Below are 19,604 nucleotides of genomic sequence, written 5' to 3' on the forward strand. Positions count from 1 at the left end.
TGAAATCATCGTTCGGCCCGTGCGGCCGCTGCATGCGACTCGCCGGGCGTCTGGCACGTCACCGGAATCGGCGTGCCTTCGAGTTGAAGCTGGTTGGGCAGTGCGTCCACCGTGCACAGCGTGCGCTCGCCCGCGCGCACCGCGAGCGCGGATTTCGGCTGAACCTGCGTCAGGAACGCCGCACCGCCCTCGCCGACGATGCCGAGCTCCTTGCCGTTCGCCGCGTCCTGCACCGACGCGCCGAACGGCAGCGGCTTGCCGGCCGCGTCGGTCAGCGTCAGGTACAGGTTGCTGCCGCGCGCGACGTTGAACTTCGCGAAGCCGATCGCGCCGTCGGTCAGCACCATGCGCTGGATCGGGTTCGACACCTGCACTTCGAGCGGAAGCTTCTCGACGTTGACGGTCGCGTCGTACACGTTGTACGGCGAGATCCCGTCGAGCACCGCATAGCCGCGCGAGTCGGTATGCGTGAGCGTGCCGGACAGCGGCACGTCGGGCACGCCGTCGGTCGAGACCAGGAGGCGCGTATCGCCGGCGTTGCCGTTCGCGTGCGCGGACACGCCATATTGGGTCGCGACGAACGAGCCGTCGACTTCGAGCGACGCGGCCGCATACGCGTTGGCGAGCGTCGACGCCTGCGCGGTCAGCTGATACGTCGACGTGCGCTGGCGGAAGCTCGCGTTCGCCGCCGCGCGGCCGTCGGTCGCGCCTGCGTTGACCTGGTAGGTGCGACCGTCCGGATCGTCGTAGATGTAACCGGCGTTCACGCTCGTGCTGTCGCTGCCCGTCGTCAGGTTCGACGTGACGGTGTGGCGACCGCCGATCGGCAGCGTCGCCGTCACTGAAAACTGATTGCCGCTCGCGCCCGCGCTCTGCGTGCGGAACGCCGACACGCTGACGTTCAGGTTGCGCAGCGCGCCGACCGAGAACGCGCGCGTCAGCGTGAGGCCCACGCGCTGCTCGGACGAGCGCGCCCAGTAGGTCGTCTGGTCGTACGAGAAATAGGTCGACGTGTCGCCGAAGCGCTTCGACATCGTCGCCGAGTAGCGCTGCTTGCTGTTGGCGAGGCAGTACGCGGTCGGGTCGCCGGAGAACTGCGCGAAGTTGGTGTACTCGCGTTCGGAAAAGCGATAGCCGAAGAAGCGCACGTCCGCGTCGAGCCCGTCGAAGTGCTTCGAATAGTTGATGCGGTACGAGTTGCCGTTGCGTGTCGCGCCGTTCCACCACAGCCGCGCGCGCGCATGCGTGACGTCGGCCGACACCGCACCGAACGTGCCGAAATCGCGGCCGACGCCGAGCGCGATCGACGTGTAGCCGGATGCCGCGATGAAGCCGCCGTACACCGTGACGTCGAGCGGCAGGCCGTATGCGATTTCGCCGAAGCCGAAAAACGGCGTGATGCCTGCGCCGCCGAACTGCCGCGGCTTGCCGACGGCGGCCTTGTAGCGCAGTTGTCCGGTGCGCGCGAGGAACGGCACGGCGGCCGTCGTCACCTGGAAGCGCTGCACGCTGCCGTCCTCTTCCTCGACCGCGACGTCGAGCGTGCCCTGCACGCTCGTGTTGATGTTCTGCAGCGCGAACGCGCCCGGCGACACGCGCGTCACGTAGAGCACGCGCCCCGCCTGCGACACGGTCACGGTCGCATTGGTGCGCGCGACACCCGAGATCAGCGGCGCATAGCCGCGCAGCGAAGGCGGCAGCATGCGGTCGTCGCTGCGGATCGACGCGCCGGTCAGCGCGAACGTGTCGAAAATGTCCGAGCTCAGGTAGTCGTCGCCGAACGTCACCGTCGACTGGATCGACGGCAGCGCGCGAAATGCGTAAAGCCGGCTGAAGCGGAACGTGCGGTCCGCGTACGCCGTGTTGCCCACGTTCGACTGCGCCTGGTAGTCGCCGCGAAAACGCCACGCATCCCAGTTCGCGCCGATCGTGCCGTAGGCCTGGATCGAATTCGTCTGTGCGCCGCCCGCACCGAAGCTGCGGTTCGTGTTTGCGATCACGCGATAGTCGAGCATCGCGCCCGGAATCCCCTCGGACCAGCGCTCCGGCGGCAGATAGGTCGAGTCGGTGAATTCGAGCGCGGCCTGCGGAATCGTGATCTTGAGGCGTCCGTCGCTCTTCAGGTAGCGCACGGTTGCCCCCTCGATCGCGCCGAGATCGACGCAACGGCCGCCCTGGAAGCGCGGCAGGTCCTTCGCGAGCGACGGCTTCAGTCCGAACTGCGCGACGAGTTCCGGCGGCAGGCACGGCTTGCCGGCGCCGGACGCATCGAGTGCGATGAACTGGATCGCCTGCAACCCGTAGAACAGGTCGTTGACCTGCACGTCGAGCATGTATTCGCCCGGCAGCGTGAAGTCGGCCTGGGAGAACTGCGACAGGTCGACGTTGTTCGTGCCGTCGATGTCGAGGAACGACGAATTGAATTCCGTCGCATGGCTCTGGCTGCCGACCACCAGCACGGAGACGCAAAGGAAGGAATGTCTGATTCGCACGCGGCGCTACCGGAAGTCCGAGGAAAAGGAAGCGGGAAGGAAACGAGGACGGAGAAAGGGTGCGCGCACCCCTTCTCCGGTACGGACGCTTACTGGTAGCGAACCGTGAAGTTCGCGACGCCGTCGGCGGTACCCGGCGTCACGCCGGCTGCCGTCGCTTCGTACATTGCCGCGAAGCGTGCGACGTTCGTGCCGTTCTGCAGCACGGTCGGCGCCTTTTGCTCCGCGCCGTTGTCGAGGTATTCACCCGACGCAGACTGCAGGCGGATGCCGACGTTGGTCGCCGAACCGATCGTGGCGAGCAGCTTCGGCTGGCCCGCGCTCGACGTGCCCGTGAACGTGAAGTACGCGTTCTGCGCGATGCTCGTGTCGCAGTCGGTCAGCTTGATGTCGAAGTTGGTCGGCGTGGACTTGTCGCCGGCCTGCTTGAACGTGTGGGTCGGCACCTTGCCGAGGTTCACGGTCTGGTTGACCGAACCCGAATCGATGCCGCATGCGCCCGCGACGATCTCGCCCGTGAAGTTGATCGTGCCGGTGCCCTCTGCGAAGGCCGAGGTGGACAGGGCTGCGAGTGCGACAGCGGTCAGGAGGGATTTTTTCATGACGTTTTCCGTGTGAATTGCAAAGGGAATGACGACGTGGCGGATACAAAAGGCAGCGTGTGGTTGGCTCCCGTCCGTCACGAGGCGGCATTATCGAGATAGGAATGAAAGAATTCTGTAAATCATTGTCAAATCGCCCATGACAATCTTCAATTCACCCATCTTCAAACGCACTCTTTCCCTGAAATTCACAATTCCGATATTTTCGTCCGAAGTCCTTTTTAATTCTCCGGAACCTACTGAAAATTAACGGAATTTCATTTTATCGAATTCCGACACCCAACTCCGCCTTACCGGGCAAGGCTTTCCAATATCACCAATCTGGAAAGACAAAATTCTGTCCAATCCCGCCATCGTTGTTCGACCGCAACGACAGCAATCGTCGATTTTCAACTGACAGGAAATTAACGAGCAATTTTCGTCATCTGCAATTTTCGCGCAAACGATTGCGCAATTCGTACAAACGTTTTACCGCGACACTTTGCCGCCCCGCATTATTCGCAATACCTGAATTAATCGAATCGTCAATCCCGGATTAAAAGTCGCGTGTCGTGCCGTGCGCCGCCACGACATTCGGCGCCCGTTTGCGACGATGCGCAGACGACTTTTCAGCGGATTGGTCGGGATCGGAAAGAAGGAAGTCCGGCATGCTCGAGCCGGGATGCGTGTCGAGTCGAAGGCAGGCCTTCGGCTCGACAGCCAGGAGAAAAACGTGGAAGACGAAGCGCGGATGTCACGCGTCGGCGATCTCTGCCGGTACCCCGACAAAGGCGATGCCAACCGGGAGCGACGGCATCTCGCGATGCGCCATCGCCGCCCGGCACGGCCGGCGCATCACACGGCAGCAGCCGCGGCGGATGCCGGCGCCCACCCGCCGCCCAATGCGCGATACAACGCGATCGCATTCGCGAGCCTGCGCTCCTTGAGCCGGATCAGCTCCTGTCCCGACTCGTACGTGCTGCGCTGCGCGTCGAGCAGTTCGAGATACGTCGCGACGCCGCCCGCATAGCGGCGCTCGGCGAGCTTCAGCCGCGCGCCGTCGGCCGCGTAGACGTCCTGCTGCGCGGCGAGCTGGCGATCGATCCAGTCGCGCGCGGTGAACGCGTCGGCCACTTCGCGGAATGCGGTCTGCACGGTCTTCTCGTATTCGGCGACCGCGATGTGCTTGCGTGCGTTCGCGACGTCGAGATTCGCGCGATTGCGGCCGCCCGCGAAGATCGGCAGCGTGATGCGCGGCGCGAACGTCCACACGCTCGTGCCGCCCGCGAACAGGCTCGAGAACGCATCGCTGACCGAACCGTAATCGGTCGTCAGCGCGATGCGCGGGAAGAACGCCGCGCGCGCGGCGCCGATCTGCGCGTTCGCGGCCTTGAGCCGCGACTCGGCCTGCCGGATGTCCGGCCGCCGTTCGAGCAGCGCGCTCGGCGCGCCGGGCGCCACCGGCGCGATCGCGAGCGTGTCGAACGCGGTGCCGTCGGCCGGCACGGTACGTGCAAAATCGCCGGCGAGCAATTGCAGCGCGCGCACCGACTGCGCGTGTTCGCGCTGCAGCGCGGCCTGCGACGCACGCGCGGACGCGACCAGCATCTCGGCCGAGCGCAACTCGATCGCGTCGCTCGTGCCGGCCGCGTAGCGGCGCTGCGTGAGCGCGGCGATGCGCTCGCGCGCGTCGAGCGTGCGCTGCGCCAACGCCAGTTGCTCGCGCAACGACCGTTCGGAAACATACGCGCCGGCGACTTCGGCAATCACGCCGATACGCACCGTGCGCTGCGCGTCGGCCGTCGCGAAATACTCGGCGAGCGCCGCGTCGGACAGATTGCGCACGCGGCCGAACAGGTCGAGCTCGTACGCGCTGACGCCCACGCCCGCACGATACAGCCCGCTCACCGCGCTCTCGCGCACGACCGGGTCGTACTGGCGCGTGCGTTCGTAGCCGAGGTTCGCGTCGACCGACGGCATCAGGTCCGCGCGCTGCACGCCGTACAGCGCGCGGGCTTCGTCGAGCCGGCCGGCCGCGATCCGCAGGTCGCGGTTGTTCGCGAGCGCCGCGTCGATCCACGCCTGCAGCGCAGGATCGGTGAAATATGCGCGCCAGTCGTCGAGCAGCGCGGCATCGGCGGACGCAGCCGCCTCGACCGCCTGCGGCGTGTCGCCATCGGCCGGCGTGTAGCTGGCCGGCACCGGCGCCGCCGGCCGCTCGTAGCGCGGCGCGAGCGAGCAGCCGGCGAGCGCGAACGCGAGTGCGGCGGCCAGCGCGACCCGAGCCCGCGGCGTCGCGCACGCCTTCAGGTAAAACGTCATTGCGAACCCTCCATCGTCGCCGGTTGCGATCCGCCGCGCCGGCGCGGGCCGACGTCGAACAGACGACCGACGCTCACGAAAAACAGCGGGACGAGAAACACCGCGAGCACCGTCGCCGTGATCACGCCGCCGAGCACGCCGGTGCCGATCGCCATCTGCGCGCCGGACGCGGCGCCCGATGCGAACGCGAGCGGCAGCACGCCGACACCGAACGCGAGCGACGTCATCACGATCGGCCGCAGCCGCAGGCGCGCGGCCTCGAGCGCGGCGTCGACGAGCGACATGCGCTGCGCGACCAGATCCTTGGCGACTTCGACGATCAGGATCGCGTTCTTCGCGGACAACCCGATCGTCGCGATCAGTCCCACCTTGAAATAGATGTCGTTCGGCATCGCGCGCAGCGTGACGCCGAGCACCGCGCCGATCACGCCGAGCGGCACGACCAGCATCACCGCGAACGGGATCGACCAGCTTTCGTACAGCGCCGCGAGCGCGAGGAACACGACGAGCACCGACAGCGCGAACAGCATCGGCGCCTGCGTGCCCGACAGCCGCTCCTCGAACGACTGCCCCGACCACGCGTGGCCGATGCCGGCCGGCAGCTTCGCGGCGAGCCGTTCGATCGCGGCCATCGCCTCGCCGCTGCTGTGCCCCGGCGCGGCCGAACCGTTGATCGTGAACGACGGATAGCCGTTGTAGCGCGTGAGCTGCGGCGGCCCGAGCGTCCAGTGCAGCGTCGCGAACGCCGCGAGCGGCACCATCTCGCCGCGCGCGTTGCGCACGCGCAGCTTCTTCACGTCGTCCGGATCGAGCCGGTGCAGCCCGTCGGCCTGCACGATCACGCGGCGCACCTGCGTGCCGTGCATGAAGTCGCCGATGTAGTCGGAGCCGAACATCACCGCGAGCGTCGTGTTGATCTCTTCCATCGACACGCCGAGCGCCGACGCCTTCGCGCGATCGATGTCGAGTTTGAGCTGCGGCGCGTCCTGCGTGCCGGCGAACATCAGGTCGGCGAGCGCCGGATCCTTGCCGCCCGCCGCGAGCAGTTGCTCGCGCGCGGCACTGAACGTCGCGTAGTCGAGCCCGCTGCGATTCTGCAGCCGGAAGTCGAAGCCGCTCGTCGAACCGAGATCGGGCAGCGCCGGCGAGTTCATCGCGAACACCGTGGTGTTCGCCGCACCCGCGAAGCGCTCGTTGATGCGCGCGACGATCGCCTGCACGTGATCGCGCCCGGCCTTGCGTTCCTTCCAGTTCTTCAGCGTGACGAAGATCATCCCGCCGTTCGGCCCTTCGCCGTACAGGTTGAAGCCGCCGAGCGCGAACGTGTACGCGGCCGGCTCGTTGTGGCGAACATACGACTCGACCTCGCGCACGCTCTGCATGGTTTCCGCGAGCGGCGTGCCCTGCGGCCGGATCACCATCACCATGAAGTTGCCCTGGTCTTCGTCGGGCAGGAACGCGGTCGGCAGTTGCGTGAGCATCAGCGCGGCCGCCGCCGTCAGCGCGCCGTACACGACGAGCCAGCGCACCGGCTTCTTCAGCATCGTGCCGACGCGTGCCGCATAACGCTGCGTCGCACGTGCGACCAAGCGGTTGAACCAGCCGAAGAAGCCGCGCTTCTCGTGATGGTCGCCGGACACCGGCTTGAGCAGCGTCGCGCACAACGCGGGCGTCAGCGACAGCGCGAGAAACGCCGAGAAGCCGATCGATACCGCGAGCGCGAGCGCGAACTGCCGATAGATGTTGCCCACCGCGCCGCCGAAGAACGCCATCGGCACGAACACCGACGTCAGCACGACCGTGATGCCGACGATCGCGCCGCTGATCTGCGTCATCGCCTTGACGGTTGCTTCGTACGGCCCGAGCCCCTCCTCGACCATCAGCCGCTCGACGTTCTCGACGACGACGATCGCATCGTCGACGAGAATGCCGATCGCGAGCACCATCCCGAACATCGTCAGCACGTTGATCGAGAAACCGGCCGCATACATCACGCCGAACGTGCCCGCGAGCGCGACCGGCACGACGAGCGTCGGAATCAGCGTCGCGCGCAGGTTCTGCATGAACAGGAACATCACGAGGAACACCAGCACGCCGGCCTCGATCAGCGTCGTGACGACCTTGTTCATCGACACGCGCACGAACGACGACGTCTCGTACGGAATCTGGTATTTCACGCCCGGCGGGAAATACGCGGACAGCGCGTCCATCGTCGCGCGCACGCGCTTCTCGGTGGCCACCGCGTTCGAGCCCGGCGCGAGCTTGATGCCCATCCCGGTCGCGACCTTGCCGTTCACGTACGACGGATAGTTGTAGTCGTTGCCGCCGAATTCGATGCGCGCGACGTCGCGCAGGTAGAGCGCGGCGCCGTCCGGCAGCGTGCGCAGCGCGATCGCGCCGAAGTCGGCCGGCGTCTTCAGCGGCGCGTCGGCGAACACCGTCGCGGCGATCGGCGCGCTGTTCGGTACCGCGCCGCGGCCGATGTCGCCGATCGTCACGCGCGCGTTGTGCGCGCGCACGGCCGACGAGATATCCGACGCGGTGAGGCCGTGCCCGGCCATCTTCACCGGGTCGGGCCAGATCCGCATCGCATATTCGGCGCCCCAGAACTGCACGCGGCCGACACCGTCGACGCGGCGCAGCGCCTGCACGACGTTCGCCGATGCGTATTCGCCGAGCTGCACGTCGGTCATCCGGCCGTCGTCCGACGTCAGCGATACGACGAGCTGGATGTTGTCGGCGGCCTTCTCGACCTGGATGCCGTCGCGCCGCACGGGTTCGGGCAGCCGCGCCTCGACCGTCTTCAGCCGGTTCTGCACCTCGACGGCCGCGAGATCGGCGTTGACGCCCTGCTTGAACGTCAGGTACAGCGACGCCGCGCCGGCGCTGCTGGTCGCGGACGTATAGAGCAGCCCCGGCGCGCCGTTCATCTCGCGCTCGATCAGCGCGGTCACCGATTCCTCGACGACCTGCGCGGACGCGCCCGGGTACGTCGCATAAATGCTGACGACGGGCGGCGCGATGTCCGGATACTGCGCGACGGGCAGCGCGCGTATCGCGAACGCGCCGCCGAGCATGATGAAGAGTGCGATCACCCACGCGAAGACGGGGCGATCGATGAAGAAACGTGCCATGTTGGTCTCGGTGAACCGGTCAGGTTTGGCGGGCGGCCGCCTGTGACGCGGCCTTCGTCGGCGTTGCCTGCTCGACGGGCTTGACGGCGGTATCGGGCGCGAACTGCGCGGCGTTGTCGACGATCACGCGCTCGCCGCCCGCGAGGCCGCGCGTGATGCGCCAATCGCGTCCGCTCATCCGGTCGGCGACGACCTCGACGTCCTGCACCTTGCCGTTCGCGCCGACCACGCGCACCGACGTGCGATCGGCCGTGCGCAGCAGCGCATCGCGCGGCACGAGGATCGCGCGCTGATCGACGGCCGCGTCGAGCGCGATCCGCACGTACGCGCCCGGCAGCAATTCACGTTCGGGATTCGGGAACAGCGCGCGCATCGCGACGGTATCGGTGGTCGGGTCGACCGCGAGATCGCTGAACAGCAGCTTGCCCTTCAGCGGATACGCGGTGCCGTCGGCGCGCAGCAGCGTCACCGTGACGTCGTGCTGCGCGATGCCCGTCGCGCGCCCGCTCTTCACCGCGCGGCGCAACGCATCGACGTCGGCCGCCGGTTGCGAGAAATTCACGTAGATCGGATCGAGCTGCTCGACGGTCGTGAGCGGCGTTGCCTGGTCCTGGCCGACGAGCGCGCCTTCGGTGACGAGCGCGCGCCGCGCGCGGCCCGAAATCGGCGCGGTGACGGTCGCGTAGTCGAGTTGCAGTTGCGCGCGGGCGAGCTCGGCCTTCGCCGAAGCGACGCCGGCCTTCGCCTGCGTGTCGTCGGCAACGGCCTCCGTGTGATCGCGCTCGCTGACCGCGCGGTCGCGCACCAGGTCGTCGTAACGGCGACGCTTGTCGCTCGCGGCGAGCGCGACGGCCTGCGCTTTCGCGAGCGCGCCCTGTGCGGCGTCGCGCGCGGCCTTCAGCGGCGCGGGGTCGATGCGGAACAGCACCGCGCCCTGCTTCACTTCCTGGCCTTCTTCGTAAGTTCGCGCGGTGACGATGCCCGCGACCCGCGCGCGCACTTCCGCTTGCCGATACGCGTCGAGCCGGCCGGGCAATTCGACGGTCATCGGCACGGCCGTCGGACGCACCGTGACGACCGTCGCGTGCTGAATGGCCTCCGGTGCCTTGTCCTGTTCGCCCTTTCCGCATCCGGTCACGAGCAGCATGGCCGCGAGCGCGAACGGCGCCAGCCGAAGGCGGCGCCCCAGGGAGCGTTTGTTATTCATGTATGACCTCGGATCGTTCGCCGCCGATACAATGCGGCGGCTCAGGGTGGCCGATTATAATCAGTCACGACTGATTAAATACAGGCGGTTGCAATCGGGCCGCCTTACTGTCTCAATAAAACGACAGCGAACTGTAAGGAAATTCACGACATGGCCCGCAAGACCCGGGAAGAATCGCTCGCCATCAAGCACCGGATCCTCGACGCCGCCGAGCTCGTCCTGCTCGAAAAAGGCGTCGCGCAAACCGCGATGGCGGACCTCGCCGAGGCCGCCGGAATGTCGCGGGGCGCCGTGTACGGCCACTACCGCAACAAGATGGAAGTGTGTCTCGCGATGTGCGACCGCGCGTTCGCGCGCACGTCGGAAGGCTTCGACGCGGTCGACAACCTCCCCGCGTTCGCCACGCTGCGCCGCGCGGCGTCGCACTACCTGCAGCAATGCGGCGAGCCGGGCGCGATGCAGCGCGTGCTCGTGATCCTCTATACGAAGTGCGAACAAAGCGAGGAAAACGGCGCGCTGCAGCGGCGCCGCATGCTGCTCGAACTGCAGATGCTGCGCATCACCAAGGCGCTGCTGCGCCGCGCGATCGCGTCCGGCGAACTCGCCGCCGATCTCGACGTGCATCTCGCGGCCGTCTATCTCGTGTCGCTGCTCGAAGGCGTGTTCGCATCGATGATCTGGACCAACCGGTTGCGCGGCAATCTGTGGACCGACGCGGAAGCGATGCTCGACGCGGGCTTCGACGCCGTCCGGACATCTGCCGCGTTGCGCGCGCACGCGCAAAAATTGCCAGCCGAACCCAAAGCCGCGCAATAAATGCTGATTTAACCCGATTTACCGCAGTGCGAAACGAATGCGCTGACCCTCTTTAAAATTTTTAACGTTTCGCGGAACATCGGTAGACTGACGCTGTCATCTTTCTTTAGCGTCTTCGTGATAATCCGGGTGCGACCCGGAAAGTTCACGCCGCCGTTCGAAGCGGGCCTGCCCGCGAGTTGGGTCGAACGGAAACGACACAGGCCCCTGGCGGGGCCTGTTTTGTTGCACGCCCGTCGCCCGCCCCGTCGCCACCCGACGGATATGCCGCCGATGGCTCCCGCCCACACCTCTTTGAACCGCTTTCCTGGATGTGGACACCCTTGGTCAAGCCTGCCGCAACCCCTGATGCTTTCGCGCCCGGCCGCGCGCAGCGCCTCGTGCGCGCGCTCGTGCCGGCCGCCGTGCTCGGCGCCCTCGCCGCCTTCGGTCTCGCCGCCGCGCTGCCGGCCGTCTCGCAACTGCCGGGTGCCGTCGATTCGGGCACGGCCGCGCTGCCGCAGCGCGTGCTGTCCGACACGCCGTTTCCCACCGCTCAGCATTTCGTGACGAGCGAACTCGCGCGCACGATCGGCGAGCGCAACGAACTCGATGAACGCGGCGAGCGCAGCCTGCAGCCGGGCCTGTTCGCGCCGCTCAGCGCGCATCGTAACGACATGCTCGGCTATACGAACCTGTTCCAGTTCGCGGCGCCCGAACAGCAACACGGAATGCGCGCGGGCGACATCGAACTCACGCTGTCCGATACGCTGAACCGTCTCGACGTGCCGCCCGAGGTGCGCATCCAGCTCGGCGATCTCGTCACCGGCAAGGTCGCGATGCGCGCCAGCGCCCAGCGCGGCGACTACTACCGCGTCGCGTACGACACCAACAACGGCACGCCGCACCTCACCGCGCTCGAACTGCGCGTCGCGGGCCGCACGTTCGGCGCGATCTGGTTCCGCGCGCCGGGCGCCGACCACGGCGCGTACTACACCCTCGATGGCGCGCCGCTCGAAGCAGCGGCGTTCACGATGCCCGTCAAATGGACGCGCATCAGTTCGTTCTTCGGCGAACGCGTCCACCCGCTGTCGCAGGCGATGGCGTTCCATACCGGCGTCGACCTCGCCGCGCCGTCCGGCACGCCCGTCAATGCGGCGGCCGATGGCGTCGTGTCGTTCGTCGGCACCGATCCGGGCGGCTACGGCCACTACGTGATCGTCGATCACGCGGACGGTTATTCGACCTACTACGCGCATTTGTCCGCGTTCGCGCGCGGGCTGAAGACCGGTGAAACCGTGAAGCAGGGCCAGCGCCTCGGCTCGGTCGGGATGACCGGCGCCGCCACCGGGCCGCACCTGCACTTCGAGGTGCGCGTCGCGAACGATCCGGTCGATCCGCTCGTCACGCTCGCAAGCGCGCAGACGGGGCTGTCCGACATGCAGCTCACCGCGTTCCGCCAGGAAGCGGCGCAATGGCGCTTCCGCCTCGCGTCGATCAGTACGACGCCGTTCGCATTCGCGCAGACCGACGGCCCGCTGTGGGGCGACTTCGCGACCGGTCCGTCGACGCTGCGCGCGGTCTTCGATACGCACTACAGCGCGTCCTGAGGCTGACGCGCCGAAGCATCAGCACGTCCGTCGCCGCTCGAGCGGCGACGACGCGGGCGGCCACGCCTCATCACCGCGCGTGCGTCGCATTCATCGCATGCGGCCCGCCGTCACCGCGCCGGCTCCGTGCGCTCCGCCGCCCGCGCGAGGCGCTCCGCACGCGGACGACGCGACAGCAGCCAGCGCGCCGCGCCGTCGAGCGACGTGCACAACACGAGATAGATCGCCGCAACGAACAGGAAGATCGGCGCCGGATACACCATCAGCCGGTTGTTCACCTGCGTCGCGACGAACGACAATTCCGGCACGCCGACGATATACGCGAGCGACGTGTCCTTCACGAGCGCGACCCACTGGTTGACGAACGACGGCGTCATGATCCGGATCGCCTGCGGCAGCAGCACGTAGCGCACGGTCTGCCAGCGTGTGAGCCCGAGCGACAGCCCCGCCTGCCACTGCCCGTCGCCGGCCGCGACGATGCCCGCATGCACCGCATGCGCGAGATAGGCACCGCCGATCAGCGCCAGCGCGCACACGACCGTCGCGAGCCCCGGCACGTCCATGTGCAGCAGCATCGGCATCAGGAAATACGTCCAGAAGATCAGCATCAGCACCGGAATCGCGCGGAAGAAGCCGATGAACGCGAGCAGCAGCACGCGCAGCGGGCCGCGCGCGAGCGCCATCGCGACGCCGAGCGCCACGCCCAGCACCGCGGACGCCATCGCCGACGCGATCGCGAGCACGAGCGACAGTGCGGCACCGCCGAGCGGGCCGTCCGGAAACGCGCCGACGAGCAGGTACGGCAGGTTGTCGAGCAGCAGCGAGATGTCCATCGTCAGCGCCCCGCCCCGAGCCGGTCACGCCATTGCGTGGCCGCATATGCGCCGGCCTCGATCGTGGCCACCGCGACGATGTACAGCACGGTCGCGACACCGAACGCAGCGAAGGTCCTGAACGTCTCCGTCTCGACCTGCCGCGACGCATACGACAGCTCGGCGACGCCGATCGCCATCGCGAGCGACGAGTTCTTCACGAGATTCATGTATTGGCCGAACAACGGCGGCAGCGCGATGCGCACGGCCTGCGGCAGCACCACGTAGCGCAGCGACTGCATCGGCGTGAGGCCGAGCGCCGCGGCCGCGTCATGCTGCGCGCGGCGCACGCCGCGCAGCCCGGCTTCGCATTCCTCGGCGACGAACGCGGCCGTGTACGCGCTCAACCCGAACCAGCCCGCGACGAACTCGAACGACGGCCACGCGAGCGTGAACGGGCCCGCGCTGAGTTGATGGCGCGCGTTCAGCCATGCGACCCACGTTTCGGGCAGCAACGACGCGACGCCGAAATACCAGAACAACAACTGCACGAGCAGCGGCGTGTTGCGGAACGCGACGACATAACCGGCCGCCAGCGTGCGCGGCGCCGTGCTGCGCGTATGCCGCATGACGGCGAGCAGCAGCCCGCCGACGGTCGCGGCGAGCGCCGACGCGGCCGCGAGGCCGAGCGTCAGCAGGAAGCCCTGCCAGAGCCAGGACAGATATTTGGGAGCCAACCCGAGCATGCCGTGGTGCGGGCGCGAAGCGCGCGATCGAAAAGAAACGGAAAGCGCCGCGATCCGTGCGCACCGGCGTAGCCGGCGGCGGAACGCGGCGCACCTGGCGTGCGACTCAGGTCTTGTCGCCGATGCGGAAGATGCGCGTGAGCGGCGTCTTCGTCGTCGGCCCGAACCACGCGTCGTAGATTTGCGTCGCGCGGCCGTTTGCCTCGAGGCCCTTCAGCGTGTCGTTGACGAAGCCGAGCAGGCGCGTCTCGCCCTTCGGCACACCGACGCCCATGTAGTCATTCGAGATCGTGAACGCCGGGATCTCGTAGTTCTGTTTGTCGGGCACGTTCGCGAGCAGGCCGATCAGTTTCGGCCCGTCCTGCGTGATCGCCTGCACGTTGCCGGCGCGCAGCGCGGCGAATGCGAACGGCGTGTCGTCGTATGCGACGATCGTCGCCTTCGGGAATTTCTCGCGCAGCGTGATTTCGTTCGTCGTGCCCTTGTCCGCGCCGACGCGCAGGCTGTTCAGCTGGTCGGCCGATTTCAGCACGCCCTTCTTCGCGAGAAACTGCTGGCCCGACGAGAAATACGGGATGCTGAAGTCGACCTGCTTCGCGCGCTCGTCGGTGATCGTGAAGTTCGCGAGCACGAGATCGACCTTGCCGGAAGTCAGGAACGGAATGCGGTTCGCGGGATTGGTCGGCTGCAGCTGCAGCTTCACGCCGAGCTTGTCGGCCAGCGCCTTCGCATAGTCGACGTCGAGGCCGACGATGTGGTTGCTCTTGCCGTCGACATAACCGAACGGCGGATTGCTGTCGAAGGTCGCGACGCGCAGCACGCCGGCCTTCCTGATGTCGTCGAGGCGGTCCGCGTGCGCGACCGTGCCGGCCGTGACGAGCGCGGCCCCGACGAGCCACGTAGCGAGAGTGTGGAGTTTCATGAGCACGACCTGGTTTTTCATGAAGGCCGCCGCGGATCGCGCGACGGCCGGTTCGAGGAACATCGCGACGGAGTGTGTCGTCGCGAAGCCGCTAACGTATCAGCGCGTGCGGCAATTCCGAACCAACAATTGGTGCTTTGCTCTGCGGGTTTCGTGATGACGCTTGAGACGGCGTGCGCCACGGCGCGCTTCGGAAAAAAAGACGCCCGCTGCACGCAGCGGGCGCGAATCCCAGTCAAGGAGGTGTCACACGAACTACGGGTTCAGAATAAAGGCATCGCACGCGACGGACAACGAAGCGATTCCGATATCGATATCGCGCGTCCCGCGATGCGCTTGCGCGTGTCCATGCGACGACGGCGCGCATGAAAAAACGGCGCGCCGCCTGTGTGGCGGAGCGCCGTCCTGTTACACGTTGCCGGTCGATGCGGACAGCCTCGCGAGGCTGCCCCGCCGATCACGGTTCGTGACGCAGATACCCTTCCTTGCTCGGATCGCGCATCCGCCACGACACGATCAGCGAGATCGCGCACAGCACCGTCACGTACCAGTAGAAGGTTTCCTCGCTGCCGATCGACTTGAACCACAGCGCGACGTACTCGGCCGAGCCGCCGAAGATCGCGTTCGCGACCGCATACGACAGGCCGACGCCCATCGCGCGCACTTCGGGCGGGAACATCTCGGCCTTGATGAGGCCGCTGATCGACGTGTAGAAGCTGACGATCGCGAGCGCGATCGTGATCAGCACGAACGCGGCCGTCGGGCTCGTCACGGTCTTCAGCGCGTGCATCAGCGGCACCGTGCCGATCACCGCGAACGCGCCGAACAGGATCATCGACGTGCGGCGGCCGATCTTGTCGGACAGCGCGCCGAACACCGGCTGGATCAGCATGTAGACGAGCAGCGCGACGGTCATCACGTTGCTGGCGGTCTTCGCATGCATGCCGGCCGTGTTCACCAGGTACTTCTGCATGTACGTGGTGAACGTGTAGAAGATCAGCGAGCCGCCGGCCGTGAAGCCGACCACCGTGAAGAACGCGCCCTTGTGCTGCCACACGCCGCGGATCGTGCCCGCATCCTTCTTGTCGCGCGATGCGCTCGTCGACGTCTCGTCGAGCGATTTACGCAGGTACAGCGAGATCAGCGCAGCCGCCGCACCGACCACGAACGGAATGCGCCAGCCCCACGCCTTCAGCTCGTCGCCCGACAGCGTCTGCTGCAGGATCACGAGCACGAGCAGTGCGCACAGCTGGCCGCCGATCAGCGTCACGTACTGGAACGACGCGAAGAAGCCGCGGCGGCCCTTCAGCGCCACCTCGCTCATGTAGGTCGCGCTCGTCCCGTATTCGCCGCCCACCGACAGGCCCTGGAACAGCCGCGCGACCAGCAGCAGCGCCGGTGCGAGCGCGCCGATCTGCGCATAGGTCGGCAGCACCGCGATCACGAGCGAGCCGCCGCACATCATCAGCACCGAGATCATCATCGCCGTGCGGCGGCCATGACGGTCGGCGATGCGGCCGAACAGCCAGCCGCCGATCGGACGCATCAGGAAGCCGGCCGCGAACACGCCGGCCGTGTTCAGCAGCTGGGTCGTCGTGTTGCCGCTCGGGAAGAACGCCGGTGCGAAGTACAGCGCGCAGAACGAGTAGATGTAGAAGTCGAACCACTCGACGAGGTTGCCCGACGAGGCGCCGACGATGGCGAACACGCGCCGCCGGGTGTCATGCGCGGACAGCGCAGCTTGGTCGGTCTGGACGTCCATGGGTTGGTCTGTTCCTTTTAGTGCTTTCTGGGCGAGACGGCTGGGAGCCGCCGCGTGCGGTCGCACGTGGCACCGGTTCCGGCGCACGGCGCTACGGGATTTTAGCGAAATGTAAAGTAACGGGCTTTCCGGGTTCGTCCGGATGTAGAAAAATTTTCTCCCGCCACCCGTTCGTCATATGAAAACGCCAGCCGCGAGGCTGGCGTCCGGTGCAAACTATTTCCGGTCTCGGTGCTCAGACACGCACCTCCGGCGGCACGTAGCGGCACTCGTAGCGCTTGCGCACGGTACCGGCCTCGTCGACGCTTTCCAGGAATACGTCGAACTGCCAGAGCCGCGCCATGTGCTTGAGCACTTCCTCGCTGTCGTTCGACAGATGGCGGTTGTCGGTCATGAAGTGGCGCAGCGTGAGGCTGCGGTCGCCGCGCGTGTTCACCGCCCATACCTGGATGTTCGGCTCGCGGTGATGGATGTCGTACTGACGCGACAGCGCCTGCCGCACGTACTGGTAGCCGGACTCGTCGTGGATCGCCGATACCTCGAGCGAATCGCGCATGTCGTCGTCGAGCACCGAGAACAGCCGCATTTCGCGGATCAGGTTCGGCGACAGGTACTGCGCGATGAAGCTCTCGTCCTTGAAGTTCCGCATCGCGTAGTGCATCGCCGGCAGCCACGGCGTGCCCGCGATCTCTGGAAACCACTTGTAGTCCTCCTCCGTCGGCGCCTCGCAGATCCGCCGGATGTCGCTCATCATCGAGAAGCCGAGCGCATACGGATTGATCCCGCTGTAGTACGGCTTCGTGACGGGCGGCTGATAGACCACATTGCTGTGCGAATGCAGGAACTCCATCATGAAGCCGTCTTCCAGCTTGCCCTGGTTGTACAGCGTATTGAGCAGCGTGTAGTGCCAGAACGTCGCCCAGCCTTCGTTCATCACCTGCGTCTGCCGCTGCGGATAAAAGTACTGGCCGATCTTGCGCACGATGCGGATCACTTCGCGCTCCCACGGCTCGAGCAGCGGCGCGTTCTTCTCCGCGAAATACAGCAGGTTCTCCTGCGGCTCCGGCGGGTAGCGTTCCTCCTGCTCCTCCATCTGCTCCGGCTTCTTGCCCGGCAGCGTGCGCCACAGCTCGTTGACCTGCGACTGCAGATACGCCTCGCGCTCGCGCCGCAGCGCGGCCTCCTTCGACAGCGACGGCTTCTGCGGCCGCTTGTAGCGGTCGACGCCGTAGTTCATCAGCGCATGGCACGAATCGAGCAGTTCCTCGACGCGATCGAGGCCGTAGCGCTCCTCGCATTCGGCGACGTAGTTCTTCGCGTACACGAGATAATCGATGATCGCGTGTGCGTCGGTCCACAGCCGGAACAGGTAGTTGCCCTTGAAGAACGAGTTGTGCCCGTACGCCGCGTGCGCGATGACGAGCGCCTGCATCGTCATCGTGTTCTCTTCCATCAGATACGCGATGCACGGATTCGAGTTGATGACGATCTCGTAGGCGAGCCCCATCTGGCCGCGACGATAGCTTTTCTCGGTCGCGAGGAAGTGCTTGCCGAACGACCAGTGGCGATAGTTGACCGGCATCCCGACCGACGCGTACGCGTCCATCATCTGCTCGGCGCTGATCAGTTCGAGCTGGATCGGATAGATGTCGAGCTCGTACTGCTCGGCGACCTGCGAGATGTGCGTGTCGTATTCCTCGAGCAGTTCGAAGGTCCAGTCGGACGGGCACGGCAGCGGCTTGCGTTCGGCCACGTTCATACGCGCTTCCTTCTGCCCGGCAGCGGGCAAGTCGGCGGCCGGCGCCGCCGGCTCGGTCCCGCCGCTTTGCTGCGATGCGGCAGGGCCGGCCGTGTCGTCGCCGGAAGGGCGCGGCGCGTAGCCGCGCGACTCGTTGTGCAGATGGCGGGTCGTCATGACATTTCCACCTGCTTTTCGAACAATTCGCGAAACACCGGGTAAATGTCCGCAGCCGATTCGACTTTCTTCATCGCGAGATGCGGTTGCGACAACGCCAGCTGCGCGTACTCCAGCCACAGGTTCTGCTCTTCGGGCGCGACCTGGATATACGCGAAGTAGCGCGTCTTGGTGAGGATATCCTCTTCCAGGATTTTGCGACACTTCGGCGAATCGTCGGTCCAGTTGTCGCCGTCGGACGCCTGCGCGCCGTAGATGTTCCATTCCGTCGGCGAGTAGCGCTCGTTCATCACCTTGCGCATCAGCTCGAGCGCGCTCGACACGACGGTGCCGCCGCTTTCGGTCGAATGGAAGAAGGTGTCCTCGTCGACCTCCTCGGCGCGCGTGTGGTGACGGATGAACACGACCTCGATGCGCTCGTAGTTGCGCTTCAGAAACAGGTACAGGAGGATGAAGAAGCGCTTCGCGAGATCCTTGCGCTGCTCGTCCATCGAGCCCGACACGTCCATCAGGCAGAACATCACGGCCTGGCTCGACGGTTGCGGCTGCTTTACGCGATTGATGTAGCGCAGGTCGAACGGATCGATGAACGGAATCCGCCAGATGCGCCCCTTCAGATGATGGATCTCGGCCTCGAGCGTCGCGATTTCCGCGCGGCGGTCTTCCGGGTCGATCTTCAGCGCCTCGAGCTGCGCCTCCAGCTCGCGCAACTCGTTGACGAGCGGAGAGCCGAGCGCGATGCGCCGGCCGAGCGCGCTGCGCAGCGAGCGCACGACGTCGATGTTGTTCGGCGTGCCTTCCGCCGACCAGCCTGCGCGCACGTTCTTCCAGCTCGGCACCGTCAGCAGGTGCGTCTTCACGAGGCGCGGCAGTTCGAGATCGTCGAAGAAATACTGCATGAATTCGTCGCGCGACAACTCGAACACGAAGTCGTCCTGCCCTTCGCCCTCGTTGCTCGCCTGACTGCCGCCGCCGCCCGAGCCGCCCTGCGGACGCGGAATCTTGTCGCCGCGCACGTAGTCTTCGTTGCCCGGGTGCACGTATTCGCGACGCCCGCCAGGCGCATGCCGGAAATTCGGTTCGGCGATGTCCTTGCGCGGAATCGTGATGCTTTGCGTGCTCTGGATATCCTTGATGCTACGGTCGCGCACCGCGTCGGACACGGCACGACGAATGTAGTTCTTGACGCGACGCAGAAAGCGTTCGCGGTTGGTGATGCTCTTGTTCTTGCCGGCCAGCCTGCGGTCGATGATTTGATGAAGCACTCCCGGTCTCCCGCTCGAAATTCGATCTGCCGGGGCACTCG

General features: G+C 66.4%; 14 protein-coding genes. 3 read left to right on the forward strand and 11 right to left on the reverse strand.

The features are described 5' to 3' along the window. Nucleotides 1–5: 5 nt before the first annotated feature. The 5 genes from WS87_RS09840 to WS87_RS09860 form a co-directional block, all read right to left on the reverse strand. Nucleotides 6–2,459, reverse strand: coding sequence for a fimbria/pilus outer membrane usher protein (locus tag WS87_RS09840; RefSeq protein WP_059818190.1), 2,454 nt, complete (start codon nucleotides 2,457–2,459; stop codon nucleotides 6–8). A gap of 122 nt (nucleotides 2,460–2,581) precedes the next feature. After that, nucleotides 2,582–3,094, reverse strand: a complete 513-nt coding sequence (locus WS87_RS09845; protein ID WP_059524437.1) for a fimbrial protein — start codon at nucleotides 3,092–3,094, stop codon at nucleotides 2,582–2,584. Between the two features lie 834 nt (nucleotides 3,095–3,928). Further along, nucleotides 3,929–5,395: an efflux transporter outer membrane subunit gene (locus tag WS87_RS09850; RefSeq protein ID WP_059818188.1), complete on the reverse strand. Its 1,467-nt coding sequence runs from the start codon at nucleotides 5,393–5,395 to the stop codon at nucleotides 3,929–3,931. Further along, the gene (locus WS87_RS09855) at nucleotides 5,392–8,529 is read right to left on the reverse strand and encodes a multidrug efflux RND transporter permease subunit (RefSeq protein ID WP_059818187.1); all 3,138 of its coding nucleotides are present in this window, start codon (nucleotides 8,527–8,529) and stop codon (nucleotides 5,392–5,394) included. Before WS87_RS09855 ends, WS87_RS09850 begins: the two co-directional genes overlap by 4 nt. Before the next feature lie 19 nt (nucleotides 8,530–8,548). Beyond that, on the reverse strand, nucleotides 8,549–9,736 hold the full coding sequence (locus WS87_RS09860) for a MexX/AxyX family multidrug efflux RND transporter periplasmic adaptor subunit (protein WP_059818185.1): 1,188 nt from the start codon (nucleotides 9,734–9,736) through the stop codon (nucleotides 8,549–8,551). A 150-nt stretch (nucleotides 9,737–9,886) separates the two neighbouring features. On the opposite strand from WS87_RS09860, the gene WS87_RS09865 reads away from it, so the two are divergent. Next, the gene (locus WS87_RS09865) at nucleotides 9,887–10,552 is read left to right on the forward strand and encodes a TetR family transcriptional regulator (protein ID WP_059818183.1); all 666 of its coding nucleotides are present in this window, start codon (nucleotides 9,887–9,889) and stop codon (nucleotides 10,550–10,552) included. A gap of 311 nt (nucleotides 10,553–10,863) precedes the next feature. Next, nucleotides 10,864–12,141: a M23 family metallopeptidase gene (locus WS87_RS09870; protein WP_059818181.1), complete on the forward strand. Its 1,278-nt coding sequence runs from the start codon at nucleotides 10,864–10,866 to the stop codon at nucleotides 12,139–12,141. A 110-nt stretch (nucleotides 12,142–12,251) separates the two neighbouring features. Here the strand turns inward: WS87_RS09870 and WS87_RS09875 are convergent, their stop codons facing one another. The 3 genes from WS87_RS09875 to WS87_RS09885 all read right to left on the reverse strand — a co-directional run bounded on the left by WS87_RS09875 (nucleotide 12,252) and on the right by WS87_RS09885 (nucleotide 14,621). Then, entirely contained in the window at nucleotides 12,252–12,974 is a 723-nt protein-coding gene (locus WS87_RS09875) for an amino acid ABC transporter permease (protein WP_059818179.1), read from the reverse strand. A gap of 2 nt (nucleotides 12,975–12,976) precedes the next feature. Beyond that, nucleotides 12,977–13,699 carry an amino acid ABC transporter permease gene (locus WS87_RS09880; RefSeq protein WP_059818177.1) on the reverse strand — a complete coding sequence of 241 codons (723 nt, stop codon included), beginning with the start codon at nucleotides 13,697–13,699 and terminating at the stop codon, nucleotides 12,977–12,979. Nucleotides 13,700–13,805: 106 nt separating this feature from the next. Beyond that, nucleotides 13,806–14,621, reverse strand: coding sequence for an ABC transporter substrate-binding protein (locus WS87_RS09885; protein WP_059524452.1), 816 nt, complete (start codon nucleotides 14,619–14,621; stop codon nucleotides 13,806–13,808). Between WS87_RS09885 and WS87_RS33540 the strand changes: the two genes are divergently transcribed. Next, on the forward strand, nucleotides 14,620–14,778 hold the full coding sequence (locus WS87_RS33540) for a hypothetical protein (RefSeq protein ID WP_159085655.1): 159 nt from the start codon (nucleotides 14,620–14,622) through the stop codon (nucleotides 14,776–14,778). The two genes, WS87_RS09885 and WS87_RS33540, sit on opposite strands and share 2 nt — an antisense overlap. Before the next feature lie 300 nt (nucleotides 14,779–15,078). On the opposite strand, the gene WS87_RS09890 is transcribed toward WS87_RS33540, so the two are convergent. The 3 genes from WS87_RS09890 to WS87_RS09900 form a co-directional block, all read right to left on the reverse strand. After that, complete coding sequence (locus WS87_RS09890; RefSeq protein ID WP_059524454.1) at nucleotides 15,079–16,383, reverse strand: MFS family transporter; 1,305 nt, start codon at nucleotides 16,381–16,383, stop codon at nucleotides 15,079–15,081. 235 nt (nucleotides 16,384–16,618) lie between these two features. Beyond that, nucleotides 16,619–18,298, reverse strand: coding sequence for a SpoVR family protein (locus WS87_RS09895; RefSeq protein WP_059818175.1), 1,680 nt, complete (start codon nucleotides 18,296–18,298; stop codon nucleotides 16,619–16,621). After that, the gene (locus tag WS87_RS09900) at nucleotides 18,295–19,563 is read right to left on the reverse strand and encodes a YeaH/YhbH family protein (RefSeq protein WP_059818174.1); all 1,269 of its coding nucleotides are present in this window, start codon (nucleotides 19,561–19,563) and stop codon (nucleotides 18,295–18,297) included. Before WS87_RS09900 ends, WS87_RS09895 begins: the two co-directional genes overlap by 4 nt. Nucleotides 19,564–19,604: the final 41 nt, after the last annotated feature.

Origin of the sequence: Burkholderia sp. MSMB0856, from assembly GCF_001524645.2 — a bacterium.
In the GTDB taxonomy this organism is placed as follows: Bacteria; Pseudomonadota; Gammaproteobacteria; order Burkholderiales; family Burkholderiaceae; genus Burkholderia; species Burkholderia diffusa.